Source organism: Streptomyces sp. NPDC054975 (assembly GCF_053609105.1).
The window spans coordinates 1-25,357 of record NZ_JBSGWV010000065.1 but is presented as its reverse complement, the minus strand read 5'-3'; the positions used below and the strand labels follow the sequence as shown (position 1 = coordinate 25,357).

Annotated in this window: 25 protein-coding genes; 23 read left to right on the top strand and 2 right to left on the bottom strand. The window is 69.6% G+C overall.

The window, feature by feature from the left end:
• Window positions 1-86 precede the first annotated feature (86 nt).
• From ACWF79_RS31955 to ACWF79_RS31885, 15 genes are all read left to right on the top strand, one after another.
• Window positions 87-581, top strand: coding sequence for a hypothetical protein (locus ACWF79_RS31955; RefSeq protein WP_453731675.1), 495 nt, complete (start codon window positions 87-89; stop codon window positions 579-581).
• Between the two features lie 68 nt (window positions 582-649).
• Window positions 650-898 carry a hypothetical protein gene (locus ACWF79_RS31950; protein ID WP_453731674.1) on the top strand — a complete coding sequence of 83 codons (249 nt, stop codon included), beginning with the start codon at window positions 650-652 and terminating at the stop codon, window positions 896-898.
• Window positions 899-989: 91 nt separating this feature from the next.
• Window positions 990-1,202 (top strand): hypothetical protein, encoded by a 213-nt coding sequence (locus tag ACWF79_RS31945; protein WP_453731673.1) that lies wholly within the window; start codon window positions 990-992, stop codon window positions 1,200-1,202.
• Entirely contained in the window at window positions 1,199-1,654 is a 456-nt protein-coding gene (locus tag ACWF79_RS31940; protein ID WP_453731672.1) for a hypothetical protein, read from the top strand. The genes ACWF79_RS31945 and ACWF79_RS31940 overlap by 4 nt, the downstream gene beginning before the upstream one ends.
• On the top strand, window positions 1,651-2,346 hold the full coding sequence (locus tag ACWF79_RS31935) for a DUF4031 domain-containing protein (RefSeq protein WP_453731671.1): 696 nt from the start codon (window positions 1,651-1,653) through the stop codon (window positions 2,344-2,346). The genes ACWF79_RS31940 and ACWF79_RS31935 overlap by 4 nt, the downstream gene beginning before the upstream one ends.
• A 134-nt stretch (window positions 2,347-2,480) precedes the next feature.
• Window positions 2,481-2,789, top strand: coding sequence for a hypothetical protein (locus ACWF79_RS31930; RefSeq protein WP_453731670.1), 309 nt, complete (start codon window positions 2,481-2,483; stop codon window positions 2,787-2,789).
• Between the two features lie 316 nt (window positions 2,790-3,105).
• On the top strand, window positions 3,106-7,356 hold the full coding sequence (locus tag ACWF79_RS31925; RefSeq protein WP_453731669.1) for a DUF927 domain-containing protein: 4,251 nt from the start codon (window positions 3,106-3,108) through the stop codon (window positions 7,354-7,356).
• Window positions 7,356-7,898, top strand: coding sequence for a helix-turn-helix domain-containing protein (locus ACWF79_RS31920; protein ID WP_453731688.1), 543 nt, complete (start codon window positions 7,356-7,358; stop codon window positions 7,896-7,898). Before ACWF79_RS31925 ends, ACWF79_RS31920 begins: the two co-directional genes overlap by 1 nt.
• Before the next feature lie 190 nt (window positions 7,899-8,088).
• Window positions 8,089-8,319: a hypothetical protein gene (locus ACWF79_RS31915; RefSeq protein ID WP_453731668.1), complete on the top strand. Its 231-nt coding sequence runs from the start codon at window positions 8,089-8,091 to the stop codon at window positions 8,317-8,319.
• A 197-nt stretch (window positions 8,320-8,516) separates the two neighbouring features.
• Window positions 8,517-8,825, top strand: coding sequence for a hypothetical protein (locus ACWF79_RS31910; RefSeq protein WP_453731667.1), 309 nt, complete (start codon window positions 8,517-8,519; stop codon window positions 8,823-8,825).
• A 116-nt stretch (window positions 8,826-8,941) separates the two neighbouring features.
• On the top strand, window positions 8,942-9,445 hold the full coding sequence (locus ACWF79_RS31905; RefSeq protein ID WP_453731666.1) for a hypothetical protein: 504 nt from the start codon (window positions 8,942-8,944) through the stop codon (window positions 9,443-9,445).
• Window positions 9,446-9,462: 17 nt separating this feature from the next.
• Window positions 9,463-9,792: a hypothetical protein gene (locus tag ACWF79_RS31900; RefSeq protein ID WP_453731665.1), complete on the top strand. Its 330-nt coding sequence runs from the start codon at window positions 9,463-9,465 to the stop codon at window positions 9,790-9,792.
• Between the two features lie 194 nt (window positions 9,793-9,986).
• Complete coding sequence (locus ACWF79_RS31895) at window positions 9,987-11,177, top strand: hypothetical protein (RefSeq protein ID WP_453731664.1); 1,191 nt, start codon at window positions 9,987-9,989, stop codon at window positions 11,175-11,177.
• 113 nt (window positions 11,178-11,290) lie between these two features.
• Window positions 11,291-13,525 (top strand): hypothetical protein, encoded by a 2,235-nt coding sequence (locus ACWF79_RS31890; protein WP_453731663.1) that lies wholly within the window; start codon window positions 11,291-11,293, stop codon window positions 13,523-13,525.
• Window positions 13,526-13,540: 15 nt separating this feature from the next.
• Window positions 13,541-13,927, top strand: coding sequence for a hypothetical protein (locus ACWF79_RS31885; RefSeq protein WP_453731662.1), 387 nt, complete (start codon window positions 13,541-13,543; stop codon window positions 13,925-13,927).
• A gap of 76 nt (window positions 13,928-14,003) precedes the next feature.
• On the opposite strand, the gene ACWF79_RS31880 is transcribed toward ACWF79_RS31885, so the two are convergent.
• Window positions 14,004-14,435 (bottom strand): helix-turn-helix domain-containing protein, encoded by a 432-nt coding sequence (locus ACWF79_RS31880; protein ID WP_453731661.1) that lies wholly within the window; start codon window positions 14,433-14,435, stop codon window positions 14,004-14,006.
• A 225-nt stretch (window positions 14,436-14,660) separates the two neighbouring features.
• Between ACWF79_RS31880 and ACWF79_RS31875 the strand changes: the two genes are divergently transcribed.
• From ACWF79_RS31875 to ACWF79_RS31840, 8 genes are all read left to right on the top strand, one after another.
• Complete coding sequence (locus ACWF79_RS31875) at window positions 14,661-15,821, top strand: conjugal transfer protein (RefSeq protein WP_453731660.1); 1,161 nt, start codon at window positions 14,661-14,663, stop codon at window positions 15,819-15,821.
• Between the two features lie 46 nt (window positions 15,822-15,867).
• Window positions 15,868-16,119, top strand: coding sequence for a hypothetical protein (locus tag ACWF79_RS31870; protein WP_453731659.1), 252 nt, complete (start codon window positions 15,868-15,870; stop codon window positions 16,117-16,119).
• 71 nt (window positions 16,120-16,190) lie between these two features.
• Window positions 16,191-16,703 (top strand): hypothetical protein, encoded by a 513-nt coding sequence (locus ACWF79_RS31865; protein ID WP_453731658.1) that lies wholly within the window; start codon window positions 16,191-16,193, stop codon window positions 16,701-16,703.
• Complete coding sequence (locus tag ACWF79_RS31860; protein ID WP_453731657.1) at window positions 16,700-19,270, top strand: ATP-binding protein; 2,571 nt, start codon at window positions 16,700-16,702, stop codon at window positions 19,268-19,270. The genes ACWF79_RS31865 and ACWF79_RS31860 overlap by 4 nt, the downstream gene beginning before the upstream one ends.
• Window positions 19,267-19,893: a hypothetical protein gene (locus ACWF79_RS31855; RefSeq protein ID WP_453731656.1), complete on the top strand. Its 627-nt coding sequence runs from the start codon at window positions 19,267-19,269 to the stop codon at window positions 19,891-19,893. Before ACWF79_RS31860 ends, ACWF79_RS31855 begins: the two co-directional genes overlap by 4 nt.
• Window positions 19,894-19,899: 6 nt before the next feature.
• Entirely contained in the window at window positions 19,900-22,047 is a 2,148-nt protein-coding gene (locus tag ACWF79_RS31850; protein ID WP_453731655.1) for a hypothetical protein, read from the top strand.
• Window positions 22,048-22,049: 2 nt separating this feature from the next.
• The gene (locus ACWF79_RS31845; RefSeq protein WP_453731654.1) at window positions 22,050-22,826 is read left to right on the top strand and encodes a hypothetical protein; all 777 of its coding nucleotides are present in this window, start codon (window positions 22,050-22,052) and stop codon (window positions 22,824-22,826) included.
• Window positions 22,827-22,886: 60 nt separating this feature from the next.
• Window positions 22,887-24,080 (top strand): peptidase M23, encoded by a 1,194-nt coding sequence (locus tag ACWF79_RS31840; protein ID WP_453731653.1) that lies wholly within the window; start codon window positions 22,887-22,889, stop codon window positions 24,078-24,080.
• Window positions 24,081-24,323: 243 nt separating this feature from the next.
• Here ACWF79_RS31840 and ACWF79_RS31835 read toward each other — a convergent pair whose 3' ends face one another.
• The gene (locus tag ACWF79_RS31835) at window positions 24,324-24,614 is read right to left on the bottom strand and encodes a hypothetical protein (RefSeq protein ID WP_453731652.1); all 291 of its coding nucleotides are present in this window, start codon (window positions 24,612-24,614) and stop codon (window positions 24,324-24,326) included.
• Window positions 24,615-25,357 lie beyond the last annotated feature (743 nt).

The window sequence follows — 25,357 nt, the reverse complement described above, 5'->3', positions numbered from 1 at the left end:
CCCTCCCCGCACCCCCCACACCCGGCACGACGGGGGAGGGGCGCCTGCCCCACCCCCGACCGACAGCAGATCAGGAGACACCCGACATGACCACGGACACCATGACCACTCGCGCGGTGCGGTTTGTCGAACTCGCCGGGCTCGCCGTCGCCGCGGAGGAGCAGCGCCGCCGGGACGACGCGCGGACCGCGCTCATGGGCTACCGCATCAACGTGGGCGACGCGGCCAACTGGTGCGCGGAACGCCTCTTCGGCCGGGAGGCGGCGGAGCTGCTGGACTGGCACGTCACGGAGCCGGACGTCTTCGCCGGCGGCGTGACCGTGCTGTCCGGCGGGGTCGCGGAGGCCACGGTCGTGCTCCCCGCGGAACCGGCCTCCGTGCTGCTGGCCTTCCGCGCCCCCCAGGGTGACGCCGGCCCGATGGCGGACAACGGGTCCATCGTCGTCGTCCGCGAGTGCGGCAACTGCGGGGCGACGCACCACACCGACCCCGTGACGTCGCTCGGACAGCTCGGGGAGCTGCTGGACCGCCACCGCGCCGGGGAGCTGCTGGACCCGCACGACGCGCCGGCCGCGGAGTGACCGGGCTCGCCCCTCACCGCCGCACCGCCGCCCACACCGCGCACTGACCACCAGGAAGGAAGCCCACCGTGGGTCTCTTCGACATCTTCAAGAGCAGCAGCGACAACACCCCGACCGCGCCGACCAACCCGGAGATGCAGGAGAAGGGGCGCGAGTACGCGATCGCCAAGAGGCACGGCGACCGCAAGACCGCCAACCGGATCATGCGGGAGCTGTCGGAGTCGGCGCCGGAGGACATGACCGCCTTCGCGGCCGGCCGCGACTCGTACAACGCGATCCCGCCCGCCTACAAGAAGCCGCGGCGCGGCCGTCGCTGACCCCGGCCGCCGGGGTGGCCGTTCCTTGGCCGGAGGCCACCCCGGGGCCGGTCCCATCGGAAATCGCGAGAAACCCGAAGGAGTCCCCATCATGCAGCACCACCAGCACATCACCGCCGCCGCCGGCACGTGCCCGGACTGCGACGGCTTCCCGAAGGTGGAGGTGACGACCGGCGAGCGCGACGCAGACGGCTCGCGCCGCACGGTCGTTGTCGTGTGCCGCGGCTGCGCGGGCACCGGATACGCGACCGCCGCCCCCACCCTCCCCGCCCGCGTCATGGTCTTCGCCGGCGGTGCGGCATGAGCGCCGACACCCGCCCGACCGTCCGACTGATCGACACGGCCGCCGGCGTCGCCGGCTCCGGCACCCCGGCCGGCGTGCGGCGGGAGCTGCTGGCGGTCAACGGGCTCATGGCCGAACACCCGACGCTCCCCGCCTTCGGCGCCGTGGACTTCGCGGACGTTCCCCAGCGCGGGAGCGTCGTCATGGTCTGGCTCCCCGACCGTGACGCGCTGCGCGCGTGGGCGCGGGCGCTGTGCATCGTGGCCGAATACTCCGGGCGCAGCCACTACGGCCGCACGGAGCCGACCGCGACCAGCGCGACCCTGCATGACTGGCTCTGGTGGAACGTGCTGTATGCGGACGCCGACGTGAACGGCGTGCCGGTCCGGTTCTGGACGCTGGAGACCTCCGGGCACCCGCGGGTGGCCGAACTCGCCGTAGCCGCGCGCATCCCCGGGAGGGCAGAGACGTGACGGTCTACGTCGATCAGGTGACCGACTACGGCGACGTTGCCCGGCGCCGCGGGCTTCCCTCCACGAAGTGGGCGCACCTCACCGCGGACACCCCGGACGAACTCCACGCCTTCGCGGCCGGGCTCGGACTCCGGCGCGAGTGGTACCAGGGCGAAGGCACCTACCGGTGGCACTACGACGTGACCCCGACGAAGCGCGCCGCGGCGCTGCGGGCCGGCGCCCGCGAGATCGACCGGCGCGGACTCGCGGCCATCATGACGGCGCGTCGGGAGGGCATGGCCACGACGGAGGCCCTGGTCGTCCCCGAGCCGGCCGCCGCGCAGCCGGCCACGGAGGCGAAGCCGGGTACGGTCCTTCGGCTCCCGCCGCCGGTCTTCGGTGACGCGGGCGGGTGGACGGCCGTTATGGAGAAGGCCGGTCACTGCTGCCAGTGCATCGGGCAGTGCGGAGCCACACACCGGAAGACCGAAGGGCGCTGCGACAACCGACACGGCGGGTACGGCGGCAAGGGTGCCCCGCCGGTCCGGCTCGAAGTCGCACCGGAGGACCCGACGATCCCCGAGCATGAAGCGGCCCGTATGACGCCCGATCAACTCATGGCGTGGTGTCCCGGTTGCCGGGCGGGCGCGGTGAAGAAGGCGAAGCCTCCGCGGAAGCGGACGGCGCCGCCCCAGGAAGAGGCACTGTTCTGACGCGCTCCCCGCCCGGCCGAAGCAACACGCCGGGCGGGGACTTCGCCAATTTCCGGGCGAAGATCGCGGAGTGGCGCTAAGGTCCGTTGAACATCTTGGTTCGAACAGCTTGGTTCACAGACAGGGGAGGGCGAATGGCCACCACGAAGCCCGGCGCATCGCTTACGGAGATTGCCGCCGCCGGGGGCACGTCTCACACCAACGTCCGTCGCGCGCTGGTCTCCGCCTTCCCCACGCTGGTCGGCAAGGGACGCAGCACCATCCCCCACGACATGGGCGAACTGCTGGCGAAGGCGTTCCGCGGTAAGGCTCTGGCTCGCTCCACGGGTCAGATGCTCCGGGAGGACCCGGCCGCCGTGCTCACGGCGGCGGAGGCTCTGGCGGAACTCGCCCGGCGCGCTCTCGAAGACCAGCGGCGCGACCCCGCCGCCTCTGCGGCGTAGCGCCGCCCCGCGGAGCCCGGCACCCCGGCGCCCCGCAGACCCACCCGAAAACCAAACAAGCGCCCCATATTGAGGCTGGCCGGCCTCGGGGCGCTTGTCCCATCCGCTGGAACCGGGTGGGGGGTGGGTCAAAGACCCGATACGTTGATTGGGACTGTACCCGATGAACCAGAGCGTACGCAGCGGCACCGATGACCGCGCTTCACTGCGTCGGGTTACCGACGCTCTCACAGACCACCAGTGCAACCCCCGCACCAGGGGTGATCACGTTGACGCACGGTGCCCCGCCCACGACGATTCCCGCCCCTCCCTTTCTGTGGACTGGTCGGAGCGCGTGGGGCAGGGAGGCGCCGGGGTAAAGGTCTGCTGCCAGGTTGGATGCACCACGGCCGACGTTGCCGCGGCGCTGGGGCTCACCATGGCGGACCTGTACGACGTCCCGAAACAGCGTAGCTACAGCGGCCCGCGCATCGCTCGCACCGCCACACCGCGTGACGGCTCACAGCTGAAAAAGACCACGGAGCGTAAGGCCGAAAAGCGCCCGGAGACTGACCACAAGCACACGTATCGCCGGGTGGAGTCGTACACCTACACCGACGCGGCCGGCACCGTGACCGGCGAAGTGATCCGCCGGAAGTGCACTGAGTGCGGGGAAAAGTCCTTCGCGCAGCGCCGCCCCGACCAGAACGGCGGGTGGGAGTACAAAGCGCCCCTGTCCCGCCCGCTGTACCGGCTCCCCGAAGTCGTGGCCGCAATGGCGGAAGGCCGCACGGTCTACGTGGTCGAAGGGGAGAAGGACGTCGAGAACGCCCGCGCCGCCGGGCTGGTCGCCACCTGCAACCCCGGCGGCGCCGGGAAGTGGACGGCAGTACACACCGACACCCTTCGGGGTGCCCGGGTGGTCATCGTGGCCGACCGCGACGACACCGGGCGCAAGCACGCCGAGTTCATCCGGGCGGCGCTCACAGAGATGAACTGCACCGTGGCCGTGGTCGAAGCCGCGGAGGGCAAAGACCTGTCGGACCACCTTGCCGCCGGCCACGGCGTTGATGACCTTGTGGCCGTTCCCGCCTTCGAGCCCGCCGCCCCGGAGTCGGAGACCGCCGGCGACGGCGCCGACGTGATCCCCCTCCCGCGTCGCGGTTCCGGCTCGAACGCCGGCGACGGCGGCAAGGGTGGGAAGGGCAACGGCGGAGGCGGCGCCGGCCGCGAGCGCGCCCGGCTGGTGCCGATCCCGGGCATGAAGAACGGGTGGTGCTGGAACCCGGGCGACCGGACGATTTGGCACTCCCCGGGCAAGGATGCTCCCTTCGCGCTGATCGGCGCCGCCCCCGAAGTGCTGGGGCGGGTCACCTACCGCGGCGCGGACGGCCGGCACACCCGCATTGCCTACCAACTCGCCACGGAGGAAGGGGCGCCGCGGATCGTCTCGGAGTTCGACATCGACTCTGGGGCGTGGGCCGGTCTGCTTGGCCGGCCGGCTCCCTCCGGCCGGGACGAAGGCGCGGCGTACGCCCGACTGATCCGCGACCAGGGCGCCGCCGCCCGGGAAGTGCCGGCCACCACGTCCGTGACGCCGGATGGCGACATGGTGATGCCGGAGGCGGACGCGCAAGACCTGGGATACCGACAGCTTCGCGCGCCGGAGGATGACGCGCGTATGGCGTGGCGCCGCGTCGCGGATCTCGCCATGGCCACGGAGCGGACCACGCTCGCGCTGGGGGCCGTCTTCTGTGGGCCGGTCGTCAACCGGCTCATGTCCGTGCCGCCGCACATCTTGAACCACATCGGTCCGGCGCAGCAGGGCAAGAGCACCACGCAGCACGTACAGGCTTCGATGTTCGGGAGCCCGTCGGACGACTTCCCCCTCTTCGATTCGTGGAACACCACCCCCAACGGCTTGCCGGGGGTGCTGGTCGAAGCGCGCACCCTGCCCATGGTCCGGGAGGAATTCAGCACGTCCGGGCTGTCCGTGGTGGACGGGGAAAAGCTGCTGTCCCGGATCGCCGGCGGGTGTGCGCGCTCCCGATCGACGCGGACCGGCGGCCGGGCGCCGTCGCTGGGGCGTTGGCACTCCATCCTGTCGTCCAGCTCGAACCTGTCGCTTCGCCGGCAGGGGCAGACCGAAGACCTTGCCGCCCGCCTCTTCGAGCTGTCGGCCCCGTTCTGGGGCTCGGACGATGTGGCCGCGGAGCGGGCCATGGAAGCCGAAGGGCTCGCCATGGCGCACCACGGGTGGCCGTTCGAATGGGCCGTGCGCGCCGACTTCTACACCGCCGCCAAGGTGAAGGAGTGGCAGCAGACCCACGCAGAGATCACCGGGCGCCTGTCGGCGGCGCGCGGCGGACTTGAACTGACGATCGCTCGCGTCTACGCGGCATGGGTGCTGGGCGCCTACATGCTCGCGGAGGTCCTGGACCTCCCGGCGCTGGGCAAGAAGGCGGAGGAAGACGCCATGACCGAACTCCCCAACGCTGTAGCGGAGGCGCACGAAGCGCACGTGGGACCGGGGCAACAGCTCTGGTCGGCCGTCTCGGAAGCGGTGCTCCGAGACCCGTCGTCCTTCCCCTCCGCCTACCAGATCGCACAGGGGCAGGAGATGAACGAAGGCCGCGCGATCCTGGGATTCCAGACCGAAGGGCAGTTCCACCTTTCGCCGGCGGCGCTGCGGGACATCACGGAGGCGGTCGGCATCGCGACCCCGCAACCGGGCCTTCGGGACCTTCGAGCGCGCGGCGTGCTGATCCCGGGGGAGGGCCGGCACTGGACCCGCAAGCCGTCCACGGCGGCGCTGCGGAAGGCCCTGCCCGTCCCGCGCTTCTACGTCTTCGATCGGCCGGCAGCAGACGCGGCCTTCGGCGGGGACGACGACACCCCGCCCGCCCCGCCGGAGAAGCCGACCCCGACCCCGCCGGCCGCTCCCAACCCGGAGCCGGCCGCGCCGACCCTGCCCCACACCGACCCGACCCCCGCCCCGCAGCCGGCCGCCGCGGCGCCGGTCACCCCCGAGCCCGCCGCGGTCGCCGCTCCGGCCGTCACCACGACCACCCCCTCCGCGCCCGCGTCGATGCCCGCGCCGGCTCCGCAGCCGGCCGCGGCCGTCGTCGTCCCGGCGCAGCAGCAGCGCCCGGCCGCCCGGGGCGGGCGCGACTTCGCGGCCGGCGCGCTGGTGGTCGATCAGAACGGCGGTCACCTGTCGGACGCGTCCATGACGTGGCTTCCGCTCCCCGAGCCGTGCAACTCGCTCGCGGACGTCTTGGAGTGGGCGGACTCGCTCACGCTGGGGTGGAAGCGGGAGAACGGCCGCCGCGACGACGGACAGGTGTGGATCATGCCGGACGTTGCCGCACGGCTCGGACTCCCCGCGGAGGCGCCGGCGGAGGGATCGACCACGGCACAGAAGCACAAAGCGCTTGACGCGGCCCGCGCCGCCGGCTGGAACATTTGGGACCTTCGGGCATGGATGACCGCCCGTCGCGGCTCTGGTCGATACCTCCGCGTCTCCGTGGTCGGATGGCAAGACGCGTTCGGGTGCCCCCTGCTGGACGGCGAACCCTCCGCGGGGGAACTCGCCTTCCGTATCGGGGAGTACGCCACGGCCATGGGCACGCTGTACCACGTCTCTCCCCAGGTGACCGGGGTGGACATGAACGAAGTCTTCCCCCGAAAGATCGTCCTTCCCGAGACGGCGCCGAAGCCTCCGAAGCCGGCCACGGTGCGCACGCTCGAAGAGGCGTTCATGTGGTCGCGCCGCCCCACGGCGGAGGAGCGGGCCATGAAGAACCTGGTGGCCGTCGATGCGAGCGCCATGCACTTGGGCGCCGCGCAAGGGGTAGACCTCGGTATCGGTCCGGCCCGCCACATCGAAGGCCCGACCGACTTCGACCCGAGCCTCCCCGGTCTGTGGAAGCTGGATTCCCTGGTCTGGGAAGACGGCCGGCTCCCCAACCCGCTTATGCCGGTCACCCGCGGATCGACCCGCGCAACCGGTAGCGGCGTGCGCTGGTTCGCCACGCCCACGGTGCGGATGCTGGCGGATCTCGAATACGGGGTGAAGCCGTTGGAGGCGTACGTCTGGGAGGGCGACAACCGCACCCGGTACCTGACTCCGTGGGCCAACCGGATCAGGGACGCTCGCGCTCGCATCCTGCCCGGCGCACTGGACGGCGACCCGGACGCCACGGCGATCATGGACGCGATCAAGGCCACGTACACCCGGACCCTTGGCTACCACGCGAGCGAGAAGGCCGGTCGGTACTACAACCCGTACTGGTGGCAGGCGGTTGTATCGCTGGCCCGCGCGAACCTCTTCCGCAAGATCCACCGTGTTGCGCAGACCGAAGGCCGCTACCCGCTCGCCGTCTCCACGGACTGGGTGCTCTACGCGACCAACGAGACCGACCCGGCCGCCGGCGTGCCGGTCGGCTTGAAGATGGGGCGCGGGCTCGGGCAGTTCAAGCCCGCCGGCTTCGCGTCCATGGACACCGTGGCGGATCTGCTGGTGGACCGCCCGACCGCGAAGCAGCTTGCCGCCATCGTCGCGGCCGTCGAAGGGGAGGGTAAGTGATGTTCGGACGGAGGAAGAAGGAGAAGGCCGCGGCGGACGCTCTCTTCCGCGGGGTGTCCCGGAAGGGCGACCCGAGCACGGGGAGCCCGGCGGACATCGTGGCCAACGCGGAGAAGGTGTTGGGCTCCAAGAAGGCACTTGCCGAACGGCTCGGGGTGTCGGAGCGGACTGTCCAGCGCTGGGCGTCGGGCGACGGGAAGCCCCGGTTCGGCAACGCGAAGAAGCTCAAGAATTTCGTTCGCAACGATCCGGATATGCGCCGGGCACAGTTGAGCAAGCACCGGGAAGCGCGCATCCGGAACCAGGGGAGCCGGATCAAGGTGTCCGGGAACATGGGCGTGACGGCCGGCGGCAAGAAGTACCGGCGTCACCGCACCATCGAGACCGACCTAAGCCCGGAAGCCATGGGCGACATCATGGATAAGTGGCTCGCCGGCAACGACGACGAAGCCCTAGACGCGCTGCGCGAAGCGCTCGGGGATGAGTACGTGTCCGGCTTCGAATTGGCGGACGCGTTGGAAAGCCTGGAATTCAAGCGCTGATCCGCCCGCAATGCCCGCACGGGGGCGCCCCATTCGACCGGGGCGCCCCCGTCGTTTTTGGGGTGATCGCTCCGAACCCCTTCAAGTTCGCCTCACCGTGCGGCAAAGTGGAGAGGGTGGGGCGCTCGCTCCGCACGTCCAGCAGCGACCGCGGCCGGCCGAACGGCCGCCGCCCGAAGGGAGACCCCCCGTGCCCGATCCCGAGTCCACCACGTGGACGCTCGCGGAAGTGGCCGACTACATCGGCGCTTCGTCCACCGACTCCGCCCGTAGAACCCTGTCCCGCTGGAAGGTGCGCGCCAAGGGGCGCGAGCCCGGCCGCGGCGGCGCGTCGCTGTACGACTCTGCCGAAGTTCGCGCAGCCAAGGAAGCCCGCCCCGGTCGCGGCGCCCGTACCGACTTGAAGCCCTCGAAGGAGTGAAGTGGGGGGAGGGGTCGGCCCGGTGGTACTGCCCCCGGAAGTTCGGGCACCGGGCCTAACCGACACACTCCCTGTCGGTGCCGGCTGCGGTCACCGTATCCCGCGCCTGTCGTCCCGATCCATTGCACATTGCCTCACGGTGAGGCATAGTTGAATCGCTGGAACGCACCGCCCCGCACCCGAGAAGGGAAGGGCTCATGGCCCGCACCATCCTGACTGACGACCAGTACACCGCCGCTTTGAAAGCGGCCGGCTCCGTTCTGGGGCAGGGAGGTGTTAGCTCCCACTGGATCGACGCCACCGTGTCCGCCACGCTCGCGGCGGTCGGTCTGCTCTCCCCGCCGCCCACCCCCGACCCGGACACCTGTACGGCCATGTTCGCGGACCCGGACGGCGAGTGGTGGCAGTGCAGTGACGACCCCGACCACGACGGCGACAGCCACGACGGCGGTGACTGGGGATGGAGCGACAGCGACCCCGACACCATCCCGCGCCGCACGGACTGACTCACCGACCGAACGCCCCACGTGGCGCAGCGCACGCCCCTGGTGCCCACCAGTGGGCACCAGGGGGCGCCGTACTTCCGCAAGCCTGATCACCACGACGCAACGACGGAGGACCCGTGTTCCGGAGGAACCAGACCAGGAACCAGACCACCCCGACCCCGACCCCGACCCCGAGCGCACCCGAACAGCCGGAAGCTATCGCCATCAACTTGGACGAACTTGCGGCGCTGGAAAAGGCGTTACTTGAAGCGGACCGGCTGCGCCGTCACTGGATGAGCGGCGGCGCCCCGTACTACGGCCCGAACCTGGTCACCGTTCACGACGTGATTGCGCTGCTGTACCAGCGCGCCGGCGCCGCATCCGTGGTCCAGCCCGACCCGCAGCGCGCCCGCCTCCCCCTCTACCGTCACGAGATCACGTGGCTCGCGGACGCGATCAGGGCCATGGAACGGCACTGGGCACGTGACGGACACCTGTCCGACGCGCGGCAACTCCACAACCGCTTCAACGCTCTGTTGGGGCAGGCGCGCGCCATCACCCACATGGGCGGAACGCCCGTCTTCACCCCCGAGTCCCCGCAGACCCCGGAAGCGCGCGTGATCCCGCCGCACACGAACTAGGGAAGGGATACAGAGCCATGGACGATGCATCGTCGGGCGCCGTGCCGAGTGCTGTCGGATCTGCGGGGCGGGGGTGGACTCAGGTGCCGCCCAACGCGGACGCATCCGTCTTCGTGGACCGGCTGACGCGCGCTCTCCACACGATCGAGTGCCGCGAACTCGGGCCGGAAGCGGCCACGCAGCGCTTCGGCCCGTTCGCAGATACCCAAGAAGGCGGGGTGTTCCTGCCCATCGACGCGGAACGCCTTCTTACGCAGCACCCCGGGCGCGACGATCTCCGCGAACTGCTGCAAGCCGTTCGCGATCGGGGTCCCGCCGTGGGTGTCACCCTCACGCCACCAGCATGATCCCGCCGGGCACGGCCGGCGCCGTCCCGCCCGGGTGAGGTTCGAGCAAGACGACGGAAGCCTCCCCCGCCGGTCGGTACGCTGCCGAACACCCCCGCGACAGCAGCACCGCGAGACCACTACGGGCCGTCCCCATCGGAGTTGGGGGCGGCCCGCTGTCACATCATCACCCACCACCCACGGAAGGGGTACAGATGACCGCGACCCGATGGGAACCGCCCGACCCGCGACAGCTCCCCGAATGGCGCGCGGAGCTGCTGGACTACCTGTCCAGCGACGTCGCCACCACGACGATGCGGGGAGCGCTTAGCGCGGGGCGCTGCACCATCGTGCCGTCCGTGCCCGGAGTCGATGCCTCCGCGGAGTCGGTCGGGGCAATCCTCCTGACCCGCTCCGAGCACGACCGGTTGAGCCGGGCAGAGCTGTACTACGCCACCCCGGATATGACCGCGCTCGCGCTTGCCGCCGCCGCGACCCCGCCCACGGAGCCCATGACGCTCCGGCGCCTGCCCTCCGAAGCGGGAATGATCGTCTTCGGGGAGCCGATCGGCGGATACACCGAAGACGTGGCCGCGGTCTTCGCCGGCACGGTCGCCGGCAAGTCTGCGACCCCCACCCTGGTCACTACGCCCATCGTGGCCGTGTCCTGGTCGGTGTGGAGCCCGCAAGCGGTCACCCTGGATCAGGGCTCTGTCCGCTGGTCGTTCCGGGGGCAGGGACGCACGGGCGTGCTCCCGCACGACTTCCACGGGGTGTGGCTCACCTTCTGGTCACCGCGCGGCATGTTCTCCGGGCTCGCCCCGGAAACGGAGATCGCCACCATGCCGGACGGAACGGTCATCACCGCCGGCGTCATCGACTCCACCACGGCCCCGCACGGTCCGGTGCTGGGGTGGGACAACGAAATGTTGCTCCGGGAGGGAGCGGCGTTCGGACCCGCGGAGCCGGACACGACGGCGCTTTGGTCCCACGTGCTCTACACCGCGTGGCAGCTCATGGCCCACGACGGGAAGAACCAGTGGGCGGAGGTGGAAGACGTCCCCCGGGCGCGGGCCGGCGCGAAGCGCGACCGCCGTCAAGGGATCACCGCGTCCGGCGCCGTGCGCATCGTCCGCGTGCACCCCGGCCGCCGCCCCTCCCCGAAAGCCGCCGCGGAAGACGCGGAGGCCAGTACCGGGCGCCGTGAGCCGCAATGGTCGTGCCGGTGGCCCGTACGCCCGTACCGGCGCAACACGTGCTTGAATCCCCGCGCCCATGCGGACGACGGGTGCGAGCACGAAGACCGCATCGTCCCCGGACACATCAAGGGTCCGGAGGGCAAGCCGCTTCGCGCCGGCTCCACGGTCCATCTGTGGGACCGACAGCCGGCCGCCGCGGAGGACTGACGGACCGTCGCGCGACCACCCCCACCAGCAGCGACCCCCCGGTTAACCGCCGGGGGGTCGCTGCGTGTTCGACGTAGGGTCGGCTGCATCACTGGCGGGAGGGGGAAAGCGTGATGTACGAGCAAGCCGCGGTGTGGGATCGCCTGCCAGACCTCCCCGGGTACGCACTGCCCGGCGGCGGCGGTCTGCTGGGCGCGCTGCTGCTGGTCGCGTGGGTCATGAACGACAAGAGCAAGACCAGCGGCGGCGCCGGCCCGAACAAGGAAGTAAACGAAGCCATCGAAAGGGTGGTGGGCGGCTTCTTCCGGGGAATCGGCCGGTACGTCGCCGGCCGTGACCTACGGGGCGAGCCGCGGAGCACGGCCACGTGGTGGCGCTCCGGGGCCGTGGTGAGCGACGACGACGCCGGGACGGTCGCGGACGTCGGGTCCCTTCCACCACCCTCCGCGCCCGCGTCCGTCTCGCTTTCGAAGCCGGCGGCCGGTCGGGCGGGGCGAGCCCTCCGGGCGGCGCTGGTGCCCCTCCGTGGGGCATGGAGCGTGCTGTCCAGCATGGGCGCGGCACTCGCGGTATGGAGCCGGTGGCCGCACGCTGCGCGGTCGCTGGTGAGGCTCGCGCCGCTCCCCGCGGCGTGGGGACTATGGCGCCACCCCGAGCCCACCCAATGGGCGCTGGTCGGTGCCGGCATGGTCGTGCTGCTGGTCGCGCTCACCGGTCCGGGTGGTCTCGCGTGGTGGGAACCGCGGACCCCGACCGATGACGAATTGTTGGGGCCGGCGGTATGGGCGGCGGCGCGGCAAGTGCTCCGGCTCGAAGACCAGGAACGGCGGGAAAAGTGGCTCCGCATCGACCCCGACTTGTCCGCCGAAGGCGCCCGGATAGTGCTCCGGCTCCCCGTCGCATGGATGGGCGGCAAGGAATCCATGGCCGCTCTAGAACACGTGGTGGACACCCGCATCCCCGGCGAATGGGTCGCCCATTGGGAGCGGGCCGGAGTAAATCAGTACGTCCAGTGGACCCGGAAGCCGAAGCCGGTCGAAAAGCCGAAGTTGCCGGAGTTCGTGGAATGGAAGTCCACGGGCAACCCCTATGAAGTCTTCGTGGGGCAGGCAATCGAAGGCGACACCATCGTTGACGCGATCGTCCGCACGCAGACGGCGACCCCGCATTGGGGCGTGGCGGGTGACACCGGATCGGGTAAGAGTACGGTTCTCTACATTCCGATTGTCCACGGCCGGCAACATGGCGCACTGGTGGACATTCTCGATACGAAGCAAAACAGCTTGATTGAAGCCGAAGGCCATTCGGGCGTGCGCGTCCACAAGACCGTTCGCTCTTGCGTCGCGGCCTTCGCGGAATTCATGGTGTCGATGATGGCGGCGGAGTCCGCCCAAGGAAAATACGCGGCGCCCGGTGCGCGGGAACAGCTCATCGCGCGCATTCTGGTAATTGACGAACTCCCGACCCTGATCAAAATGGCGTACACGTGGTGGCGTCACGGATTGAAGGGGAAGGGGGCGCCGCCATTCCTCGAATGGTTCTCCATCATCCTGCTTCAAGGCCGGTCCAGCGATCACCGCATCGTGGTGGGAACGCAGCAATTCGCTAACACCTTCTTCGGTGGCACGATGGAGCGGGCGCAGATCGGCACGAAGATTATCGTGGGGATGCAGGATCGCGTTTCCTGGGGCGTGGCCTTCGGGCAGTCAACGCCGGTCGTCCAGTACGACACCGACGTAAAGGGGCGCGGCGCGTTCGCGGACAAGAGGCAAGCGCCGGACGGCGATTACCTGTACGTCCGGGAATTGCAACCCTGCTACATCACGCCCCGAGTCGCGGAGCTGCTGGCACAGTGCCCGCCGGCACCCGCATGGTTCGACGCCGGGGAAATGGCGCCGTGGATCACGGACGACGTACTCCGGGAAGCAGACCTCACCGCGGCCGTGCGCCGCTTCCTGCCCGGAGGCGAGTACGGACCCGCCTCCCTCCCCTCAGTAACACCCGCCGCCGGGGCGGGGGTCGGCACCCTTTCCCCCAGCTCAGCGCGTGTTACAACCCCTGGTGTGACCGCTCGTGTGACTGTCGATGTGACCGCGGCCGGCGCCGTGGACGAAGCCGCCGAAGACGCGGCGCTCCCGCCCACGTACTCACTCGCGGAGGCGTGCGAAGCCGGCATCCTGCCGTGGAAGCACGGCACGGCACGGCAGTACAAGAGGCGTTCCGAGGAAAGGGGAATTACCTTCCCCGAAGGAGTGACGGACGGCCGTACCACCTACTACACCGAAGAAGAGTTGAAAGACTGGCTTTCCCGTTGGCAGGAAAGCAGCTCCCGACCTGATCCGAAGTAGAGAGAGCACGGTCCCATGACGGAGACTCAAACCCGAGCCCTTCCCGTGTTTCGCTGCGCCTACCTAGACGCGGGCGGGTCGGATCTCTCGGAAGGCGCCGCCGCGTTCGTCTCACTCGATCTGATCTCGGGCACGCTGCGAGCCTACGCAGCAGAGGAATACGCCACGGTCGCGCCGGCGCTGGTCGCGGCGTGCTGGCACATGCGTTGGCCGATCGCCCCCATTCCGAATGACCGGGCTAATGCGCTGCTGGGCGATATCGCGCCACACGCGCGAGAGCTGCTGACCAACTCACTCACCCGGACCGGTGAGCTTGGCGTCCAATTCATCCGCGGGGCAGGACAGTCTATCGACGCTATCCAACGGCTCTGCGCGACAACGTGGGCAGACCCAAAGTCCTGATCCCCCACCAGAAATAGCGACGGCCGCGGGAGTTCACCATTCCCCGCGGCCGTCCGCGCTCCCCCGCGAGCCCGCGCTAGGTGTAGCCGAGTAGATCCCGGACGGTCGCCTCCGGCTTCCGGAAGACCTTCGCCAGTACCGGAAACCAGTGGGCGGGGATACGTTGCCGTTCCCGCTCCACATCGCAATACGTGCTCTTGGACACCGTGAGCGCTTCCGCCACATCACATTGCCGCAAACCCTCCGCGGTCCGAAGACCCTTCAATGTCGGCCCGTTCGCCTCTTCGATCAGCTCGCACGGAGTCACGCCCAAAAGACTCGCGAGACGGGTCAACATTTCCGGACGCGGCAAACTCCGGGACGCTTCCCACGTGCTGACGGTACTTCGAGCGCAACCCAAAGCCACCGCCAAGAGTCTCTGTGTACGAAAGCCGCGGGCGCGGCGTAGCTTCCGCAGCAGGGACCCCCGTATCCGTACCGGCCCGGCCGCCCGGTCGTTATGACGCATGGGGCCGCACTTTAGCGGCGGGTGACCACCCTCCCCGCCCGCGTCCGCTGGTTCCCGCCATCTGAGTCGTTGTACTCATGCGCGGGCCGGCCGCGGTAGGCAGGATCAGGGGTCCGCCCTATTGGGACAACGGGCATGGATGCTTACGAACTTCTTTGACCCCGGTCGAACCCGGACGTAGGGTCGAACGCCTGTAACGCATGTGCCTTCGGGGGAGGTTGGGTCATGCCATTGGGACCGCGGGCGCGCAGCATCCTGGGTCTGCCGGAGCCCGGCGAGTGGGAGAAGAAGAAGGCGCGAACGAAGGCGAAGCGCGCCGGGGAGAATCCGGCGCCGGCCGCCGCGGCGAATCCGTGGGAGTCCGCCGCCCGACAGCTCAAAGAGCAGCGCGCCACGCCTCTGGCGAGCGCGACCGCCGCGCCGAAGCCTGCCCCCGAGCCCGACCCGGAACCGCCCGCGCCGTGGGCGACCGTGGACGAACGGTCCGGCTCCGCGTTTGCTCGCAAATTCGGGCGCGGGGTGCTGTGGGCTCTGGTCGCGCTGCTGGTGCTGGTCGGGTTGAAGTCGTTGTTCCTCCCGAAGAAGACCGCGACCGCACCCCCGCCCGCCCCCGGCCAGTCCGCCCCCGCGTACCCGACCGACGAAGCGCAAGCGGTCGCCGGCCGCTTCGCTCGCGCGTACCTGTCATGGGATGAGAAGGACCCGACCACCCGCGCGGCCGGGCTCGCGGCCGTACTGCCGGACGGCTCGGACACCGCCATGGGGTGGGACGGCAAGGGGAAGCAAGACGTACTTGCCGTGGAGCCGGGCGCCGTCACCCCGACCACGCAGCATCAAGCGCGGGTCCGGGTGGACGTGCTGATCCGCCCCGCGGCGGAGGCGAGCACCCCGCCCCCGAAGAAGCCGGCGCCCCCGGCCGCGCCCACCACCCCGGCGGCGCCCGCTGTCCGTTGGGTGGGGTTGGAGATCCCCGTCGTCCAGACCGGCGGCCGGGTCATCGTCACCGGACAGCCCGGCATCGTCGGCGTGCCGGCGACCGGCCCGAAGGCGCCGGATCTGACCACCCCCGAAACCGATGCCGAGTTCGGCACGCAGACGACGCAGACGGTAGAGCGCTTCTTCACCGCGTACGCCGGAGGGGACACCGAGTCCGTGACCGCACCCGGCGCCACGGTCCCGCCGCTCCCCGAAGGCGTGACCCTGGTCGGCGTGTCGTCGTGGACGGCGGACAAGGGGACCGGCTCCGACCGCTCCGGAACGGCGCGCGTCACGTGGCAGATCGCCGGCGCACGCATCGAACAGACCTACCGAATCCAGCTCACGCGGGTGGCTTCCGCGGACGCGCAGCGCTGGCAGGTGGCCGGCGTCCACGGCGGCACGGCATGACACCGCCCCGCCTCCGCCCCGCATCACTGCCCTTGAAGGGGGACCCATGCACGACTTTGTGACGATCGCGGCGCCGCTCACGGACGGAACGGCACTCAAAACGTGGGTGCTGCTGGTGGTCGGAAACCTCTTCGCGGCGTGGCTCGGGCTTCGAGCCTTCCGCCACTTCGTCAAAGACGACTGGGGCGGCATGATCACCATGGCCGTGGCCGCGGTCTTCGTCGCCGGCTTCGTCTGGTTCCCGGATGAGATGAAGGGAGTTCTTGATGGGCTCTGGGACAAGATCCGGGAAGCCTGATCATGGCGCGCGTCGGGACCACCTACACCCGCCATTTCGATCTTGAGACGCGGCAACATGAGTTGCTCGGCTTGGATCTTGGAGAGGGAGCGCCGCGCCGGGCGCTGGTGCTCGGCTTCGTGCTCTATCTCGTGTGGACCGGCGGTCTCCTGATCGTCTTCGGTCTCCCGGGACAGGTCACCTTTACGGCGTACTTCCTCCCGCCGCTCATGGTCGCGATCTTCGGCACGCAGCGCAGCCGGAAGAACGACCGACGATGGAACATCACCTATTGGGCGCTGTCCGTCCGGTACCTGACCCTTGGACACCGCCCGATCATCTGCGGCGGCCGGCGCTCCGCCGCCCGCGTCGAATGGCTCCCGCGGCGGGCTCGCTGGGGCAACAAGGGCGACGCACTACGCCGGCAGTCCGTCCGACAGCGCCGCGCCGAAGAGGGCGACGCGGAGACACCGGTCGTGATCGCCGGCGCCCCGATCCGGCTGGACGCGCGCCCCCGGCTGTACGGGCCGGATGCGGTCTACCGCGCCCGGGGGCGCAGCAGCAGCAAGACCAGCACGACGAAGACGGGGGAGACGGCACGATGAAGATGCTTCAGCGGCTCGGCAACTTCCTGGGAGTGGGAGGCGACCGCAGCGCCGACCCGGCGCAATATGTCGCGCTCGCGGACGGTCTGATCATCACGGACACGCACGCGGAAGCGTGGTTCACCCTGTCCAGCAGCAACACGGACTTGATGTCCGAGCAAGCCCGCGACACGGAGCTAGACGAAGCGTCCGCAGCGCTCGCGAAGACCCTTGCCGGAAGCGACGTCCACTTGAAGGTGCTGTGGTCCCCGCTCAATGCGGCGGACTACATGGACGAAGCCGGCCGCCTCTTCACCGCCGGAGACTGGCAGGAGTGGGCGGCGCTGCGCGTGGAGCGGCTGGACCAAATCGCCCTGCCCTCCCGGCATCTTCTGTTGGGCGTACGGATCACGGAACGCGCGGGACAGGCTGCGACCCTGAGCCGGCGCGGCGTGGCCGAAGGGCTCGGGATCGCGTCCACCAGCGTGGGCACGCGAGAACTCGCCCGACTTGACGCGATCATGCGGAGGCTCGGGCGCCGGCTCGAATCGACCCCATGGCGCGCGCAGCCGGCCGCCGTGGAAATGCTCGCGTGGATGATCGGGCGGGAGCAGCACCGCGGCACGCCCCTGCCCTCCGCGCATAAGGGTCTGATCGCCGGCGCCAAGTTGGCGGCGCTCACGCGCGGCCGGGTGCTGCCGTACCCCGATCATCTGCGGGTCATGGACGGCCGCGGCGAAACCGCGGCGTGGGTCTCGATACTGACGATGACCGGCTTTCCGGAGCGCATGGAGTCCCCCGGAAACGGGGAGTGGCTGCGGACGCTCTCCGAGATCACCTATGTGCCAGACATCGACGACAGCGAGTTGGGCGCGGACGTCGATCCGGCGAGCCTGATCCTGCCCGTCTCCCCGGAAGCCTCCGTCCGCTTCCGGGTCATGGTCAAGCGCGACGCGATGAAGAAGGCAGACGAAGCGCGCCGGCTCGCCAAGGAACAGCGCCGGTCCGCCTCCCAGCACTCCGCCGAAGACCCCGGCCGGGCGATCGAAGAGACCGAAGCCGTCATGGCGGATCTGCTGCGCGACATGGGACGCGAAGACGTGACGCTCGTGGAGGATCACCCCCGACTGATCGTCACCAGCACGACGGGGCTCGAAGACCTCCGCGCCCGCGTCGATGCAGTCGTGACCCACTTCGGCGGGCTCGGCATCGAAGTGGGAGTGGGGGAGGAGGAGCAGCGCGAACTCTGGTTGGAAGCGCAAGCCGGCGACCAACTCCGCGTCCCCGATGTGGGGCACGTCCGCGACGTGACCGCGCTCGCCGGGTCCTGGTGGTGGGGCGGCGCGAAGGTGGGCGACGACTACGGGCCGATCACGGGATACCTCACCGGATCGACCCCGGGCGTGTTCCGAAACGACGTCACGATCGGCTCCGAGAAGGGCGACGCGACCACCACGGCATTCATCGGGCGAAGCGGTCGCGGAAAGACCACGGCCATGATGCTCAGCATGTTGGACGCGGCCTTCCGTGGCGCCTTCGTGCTCGCGCTGGATTTCAAGGGGGATCTTGGCGGAGTCGTCTCCGCGGGAAAGCGGTTCGGGCTCAACTCGCATTTGATCGAGACCGGCCCGCGGTTCGCTGGGGTGGCGGACCTTTTCAAGCTGCTGGACAAGGAAGGATCGGAGCGGGCGCAGATCGAAGTACCCGCGCAATTGGGTATCGCCATGCCGCCGCACCTTCGCGCCCGCGGTGCGGAGACCCCGGTCCAGCACGCAGTAAACGCGATCATCGCGGACGGCGAGCCGGCCACGTGGAAGGTGGTGGAATACCTCCGCCGCTCCGAGGACGACCTAGCGCGGGAGACCGGCGAAGCGCTGTACGAGCTGAGCCAAACGGCGATCGGCGCCCCCTTCATGGGCAGGCCGGCCGAAGGCGCCGCGCCCCTCACCCCGGAGCCCGGCATTTGGGTGGTGCAGATCCCGGGGCTTTCCCTGCCCGGCGCCGCGGACTCCCGCGAAGACTGGAACGTCCTACAGCGCATGTCGGTCGCGCTCATGCATTCCATGCTTGCGTACGGGATCACCACGGCCGGCCGTAAGGACCTCCGCGGGCTCCGGAAAGCGGTCTGTGTGCCGGAAGTCCATGTCCTTACCGCGACCAAGGAAGGATCGTCCTTCCTGGAATACATCGCGCGAGTCGGTAGGGCATTGAGTACCGCTCTCCTTCTGGATACGCAGGACCCGCAATCCCTGTCCCAATTGGTCGGCGTGGTGGAGCAGTTGACAACCGTGGTCGGATTCCAGCTCACGAACGCCGCGCAGCAAGACGCGCTTGCGGAAATGCTGAATCTCCCCGTGGGCCGGCACACCCGGAATCTCATTCAGTCCATCGGTCTTAACCCGGACGGCGAGATCCGCCACGGTCACGCGATCATCAGGGACCGTCGCTTCAACAGCGCGACGGCCCAATGGGACATCCCCACGGTGGAGCTGCTGGAACTGCTGGACACCACCCCGAAGGCCGACCCCATCGACAGCGCGCCCGGCGAAGCCGAGACCGCCCCGCAGCCACAGGAGGCAACCGTATGAAGCGCCACGCAGCCGTTCCCGCCTTACTGGTCGCGGCCGGGCTCGCGCTCGCCGGGTGCTCCGGCGAGCCGGCCGACGATGCCCCGAAGACGGAGAAGAAGGACCCGGCCGCCGCGGCGCTCACGGTCGCCCGGGAGTACCAGCAGGCAACCAACCGGCTGGACTGGCGCCGGGCGTGCGAACTGAGCACGGAGCGGCTGCGGGATGGCTCGGTGGAAGAGTGCGCGGGGCGGAACGTCGGGCCGGCGACCGCCACGCCCACCCCCTCCGCGCCCGCGTCCGCGTCTCCCTCTCCGTCGTTCTCCCCGCCCACGTACGCGGACGGATCGACCATGCAGCCGCTCCCGCCGAAGACGTCGGCACCGGGTCCGGACCGGGCTTCCACGGGGCCGGTGAAGCCGGAGGGGGCGGCCGTCAAGGTTCCCGCCTCCGGGGACCACCCGGCCGGGTGGGGCGTGCTGCTGACCTACTCCGTGACGTGGCCGGACAGCACCAGCACCGCCCGCAAAGCCGTGCGGGTGGTCGAAGAGAAGGGGGCATGGAGGGTCGATCAGCGGGAGGACGTCCAAGACGGCGACATGACGCACGGGGACCCGGTGAGGGACGCCCTGTCTGGGGGGTAAGTCAGCATGACCGTTCATCTGCCACGGCTTCGCACCGTGGCCATTCCGCTGATGTTCGCCATGACCACGGTCATGGTGGCCGCGGGGCACGCGCACGCCGAAGACATCCCCCCGACCGGTATCGGGGATCTACTGCCCTCCCCAGACTCGAAGGTCCCGGAGGGGCAAGGGACGCTCTACGAGGAGTACAGCAACCCGAACTTGTGGCAGTTGGACAGCGACTTCGGTAAGTGGGACGTGCTGGACCCCATGGCCGAAGCCATTGCCGATATCTGCATGGCGCTGATCACCGTTCTCGGTACGGCGTGCGTGGTCATCACGCAATGGATCTTCCAACTGACGTCGATCCCGGAACTTCAAAACGCGATCACCGGTTCCATCGGCGGCGCCGCCAAGGGACTGACCACCACTCTCCTACCTACCGCGCTCGCGGTCGGCGGCTTCGTGGCCTTCGCCAAGCACCGGGAGGGAGGCGGGTCCGGCGGGCTCTCCCAAATCGCATGGGTGCTGGTCTCCGGCGTGGTCTCCGTCTCGCTGCTGAACAGCCCGGGTGTCTGGGTGGACGGCGTGGACTCCACCCGGCAGATCGGGGCGAGCGTCGCCCTGAATGCCGCCTCCGGAGGCGTGGGCGCGGGTAACCAAGACTGGCCGATCAAGCTGGGCCATGAACCGAAGTTCACCGGCAACGGCCGGGACGACATGCTCCGCAAGAGCAGCGATGCCGTATGGCGCGCGTACGTCGCCACGCCCTGGTGCGTGGCGGAGTTCGGCTCATTCGAAGTCTGCGAGAAGTTCGGCAAACAGCTTCTTGACCAGGGCACTTCGAGAGACAAGCGCAAGACGTGGTTGCAAGACAACGTCACCGAAGATGCGGTAGGCGCCGACTCCGTGAAGTGGCGACAGGGGCACACGCCCGTGGGCCGGATCATGGTCACCCTACCCTCCCTCATTTGCGTGATCATCTTCGCTGTCCTGGTGCTCACGCTCGCATTCGCATCCCTCGCGTCCCTACTCGGCGCGTTGATGCTGCTGGTGTGCGGCGTCGTCTTCGCGTGCTTGTGGGTGATCCCCGGCCGGCCACGACAGTGGGGCATCCGCTGGTTTGATCAGCTCTTGGGGTACACCCTCGGATCGTTCATCGCGACCATGACCCTTAGCTGTGTCCTGGTGCTCCACGTCGCCACAACCACGCTCTTTCCGAAGTACGGATGGGCGCCCGCCTCCGGGCTGTCGATCGCCGCGGCCATCGTCGCGTTGAAGTTCCGCCGGGTCCTCGAAGCCATCGTGGGTGTCTCCGGCTCCGTCTCCCCCGTGGGCTCCATGGTGGCGCTCATGGCCGCACGGTCCGCCACCCGGGCACTGCGGGGCGGCGGCCGTCGCTCCGACAGCGGACACCACAACAAGCCCGTTGAGACCCTGCCCCCGCGCGGCGGCGGACGGGGAGGCGGCGGCGGAGGCGGGGGAGGCGGGGGAGGCGGCGGCGGTGACGCCCCGCAGCTCCCGCCCGGCGGCGGAGGCGACGGTTACGGCGTGGTCATCACACGCGTGCCCTACAGGCGCCCCACACCGCCGCCCCTGCCCTCCCCGAGCACCAGCACCGGAGGCGGCGGGGGGGTTGGCGGCGGCGGAGACCGCCCGGCGCTTCCCGCAGCCGGCGACCGCCCGTTGGTCACGGCCGGCGCCCGGCCGGACGGAACGTCCGTCACCATCGACCGGCCCGACCGGGAGAAGGCGCCGGCCCGACCGCTCCCGCCGGCTACCGCCCGCCCGCGTCCAGCCCTTCCGGGCGGCACGGCGAGCGAGCCCAGCAGCACGGGCGGCGGCACGGCCACGGCGACCCTGCCCCGCCCCACACCGGGCCGGCCGGTCCCGCCCGGCGGCACTGCGCAGACCGGACCCGCCTTCCGGCAGGCGCCCGCACCCGGCGCCCCCGGACCGAAGGTCATCGAAGCGAAGGTGATCCGAAGCACGCCCAACGGACCGCCGCCGCGCCCCTCCGCGCCCCACAGGGGGAACGCCACCCAACCGCCGCCCCCGTCGCGCGCCACGGCGCCGGCCAACCGCCGCGCGGAGCACACCCAACCCCCGCCGCGGGCCGCGTCGCCGGCCCGCCGGCCGGAGGTGCCCGGACCACGCCCCACTAGGGAGGGGTGAGCATGACGAAGGACGACGACAGCAGGACCCCACAGGAGTGGCGGGAGCTGCTGCGCACCACGTACGACTACCCGGAAGAGGTGAACGAAGGGCGGCGCCGACAGCGGCGCCGCGCCCGCCGGGCCTACCGGCAGAGCGAGCGCCGGCGCACTGCGGAGTGGATCAGCCGCGAGCGCCGCCGCGAGCCGATCACCGCGGCGGGCGCGCTGCTGGTCGTGGCTGTCGTGCTCGCCATGGGGTTGCTCGCGCGCTTCGGGCCGGACTGGATCAGGGGCGAGCGCGACAGCGGCGCCGGGAAGGTGACGGCGACGCAGCCGGCCGCGAGCCCCAGCGATGACGGGAAGCCGGGCGCCGCCTCCCCGCCGCCCGCGTCCCCGAGCCCGTCCGTATCTGCCGATCTGAGCGACCCGGAGAAGGTGGCGGAGCAGTTCGTCCGGCACTACCTCACCCGCACGCCTCCGGGCGACCAGGACCACACCGCGGCCGTGCTCCGGGCGCAGCCGTGGGCGACGCCGGGACTGGTGGAGAACCTGGCCAACCACGATGATCCGGCGTTTGACCGGCTGGTGAGCCGCGGCGGGGTGAGCACGGTGTCCACGGTCAAGGTGGAGCCGGCCGGCCAGAGCCTCCCCGTGGACACGCCCGTCCGGGTGTGGCGGAAGGTCACGGCGAAGGTGGACGTGGAGGGATACACCAACTACTCCGAAACCACCACATTGGAGACGGAGTTGACCAACACGGGCGCGGGGTGGCGCGTCTCCCGAATCTTGGGGGTCTGACGGGGGATGGAGGGGCGGGACGCTCTGCGGGCCGCGGCAAGTGTCGCCGGCCGCGGAGCAATGATAAAGGTCGGAGCAGTCGGCGGGATATTCTTCCTGATCTTCCTTATGATCGTCGGCATTTTCGGCGCGGGTATCGGTGGAAAGGCTTACGCCGACTCATGCGGAAAAAGAGGAAGGCCAGGGGCGGAACTCCCCGGAGGGGGCGGAGGGGACAACGGCGGACAAAACCCGGGACCGGACACCCGGAAAAATCAGATCAAGAATGCCAAGACGATTGACGAAGTAGCGATTAAGGGAGGGCTATCCGGTCGCGCAACCCTTATCGCACTCATGACCGCGCTGCAAGAAAGCACCCTCCTAAACCTCAATCACGGACACCTAGACTCCGTCGGTCTTTTCCAACAGCGCCCGTCGCAAGGGTGGGGCACAAAGGAAGAGATCATGAATCCGGAGTATTCGGCCGGAATGTTCTTCCACGGCGCCAAAGATGGAGACCCGCCGGGCCTTGACGACGTCAAGGGGTGGGAGACCATGAGCATTCGCACCGTGATTCTCAAAGTCCAGCGTCCGGACGCGAGATATGCGGATCTCTACGTGGGCCAAGAGGACGCGGCGCGCGAGATCGCCAAAGAAGCGGGCATCGACCTTGACCGGGGAGGCGACGGCGGCACCGACCAGGGCGACCAGGGCGGGACCGGCGACACGGACGACACGGCCGGCGCCGGCGGCACCGATGACAAGGGCGACGGCGACGACTTCGCCGGCGAGTGCTACGAGAAGGACAACGGCGGCGGAGGGGTCCCCGGTAAGCCCGGCTCCCCCTTCCATGACGGAGAGGCGGGGTGGCCTCCGGAGGTGAAAAACCCGTATTCCGTCCGCGCGGCCGTCGCCTTCGCGAAGAATGAAGCCCACTACGGCGGTAAAGACTGGTACCGAATGTGTCTCGCCTTCGCGGCGCGCACTCACGGGTGGTCATTCTCCGGAGTGAATTACGCGATTGACCATTATCGCGAAATGCCGGAGAAGATGAAGCACGACGGAGACAGAAACCCGCCAATCGGCGCACTCATGTACTGGGACACGGGTCAACGCGCGGGGCACGTCGCGGTGTATATCGGAAACGGAGAAATCGCGAGCAACGACATTAAGCGCCCGGGGTACATTGACATTGTGCCCGCAACGGATATTGAAAAGAAGTGGGGCGCCAAATACCTTGGGTGGGCTCCGCCTTACTTCCCCAAGGGTGGATAGAACGGGAGCACGGAAATGGCGATCGACCCGGACAAGGTACCGGCAACCCCGGTCTACACAATCACCGTCACGGCCAACGGTGCCGATATTGACGGCGAGCCCGTCCACGCGCCCGCCGGCGACCCCGACGCAGCGCGCCGCGAAGCCCTAAGCGAGATCCAAGTAAAAGCCGCACTCCGCGGCCGACCGGTCCGGGTCACTGCCAAGGAAATTGACGGAACCTCATGGGCCATGATTGTGGACTCAAATGGCGATGTGGTCACCCTCGATGCCCCACACCCGGCGCCGCCGGCCGCCGCTCCGACCCATGCCCCACAACTCCCGGCCGTTCATGCCCCACACTCGCCGGCCGACCATGCCCCACAGCCGGCCGCGCCCCATGCCCCACATGTGGGAGCGCCGGCGCCGGCCGTTCATGCCCCACAGCCGGCGCCGCCGCCGGGTGCTGCTGCTGACCCGCACCCGGCCACCACGTGGGCGGCACCCCTCCCGCCCGCGTATCAGGATGCGTACGTCCGTCTGCGGGCCGCTCACGCCGCGGGAGACCTCCCGTCCGCCGTGGTGGCCGCGGACGGCTTGGAGAAGGCACTAGAGGCGCAGTACGGGCCGCTACACCCCCACACGGTCAACGTGCTCACGCTCCGGGCGTGGCTGACGCTCTGCCAGCGAACCGACTGGTTCGACACGGTGGAGCTGCTGGCGCGTACTGCGCTGCGCCGGCACGAAGCCGGCGCGGAGCCCGTACAGGACACCGTGCGGGCCGCGCGGAACGCACACGCAGCGTGGCGCGGGCTCACCGCGGAGGACCCGGAGGGAGCCCTAGAGCTGTGCGAGACGATCGCCGGCGCGTTGGATCGTCTCGGGGAGACCCGGCGAACCCAAGATGTTCTAAAGTGGGTTGAAGAAAGCGGAGTGGGAATTAGAAAAGCCGGGTAGAATTCCAACACAGCGTCAAGAGCCCGACCGCTTAGGCGAATTCAGTTCGCCACTCAGATAAGCGAAGGAATACCGGGCGGGAATTCCCCGCCCGGTATTTATATTACTTCCGTGAGTTGAGCCATGATCATATGCGCATGATCACCCGGCCGATGATCTCCTCCGGCCGCCGGCTCCCCGCCCCTCATGCTGCACAGAGCGTGTGCGCATAAGCGCACATGCGCACGGTCTGACGTGGGCTTTTCCCGCTTTTGGGGTGCGAAGCGCCCCGCCCCCGGCTTGCCCGGACCGCGCAAGCGGGCCGCATCGGGTTGGAGGCTGCGAAGCAGCCTTAGCCCCGT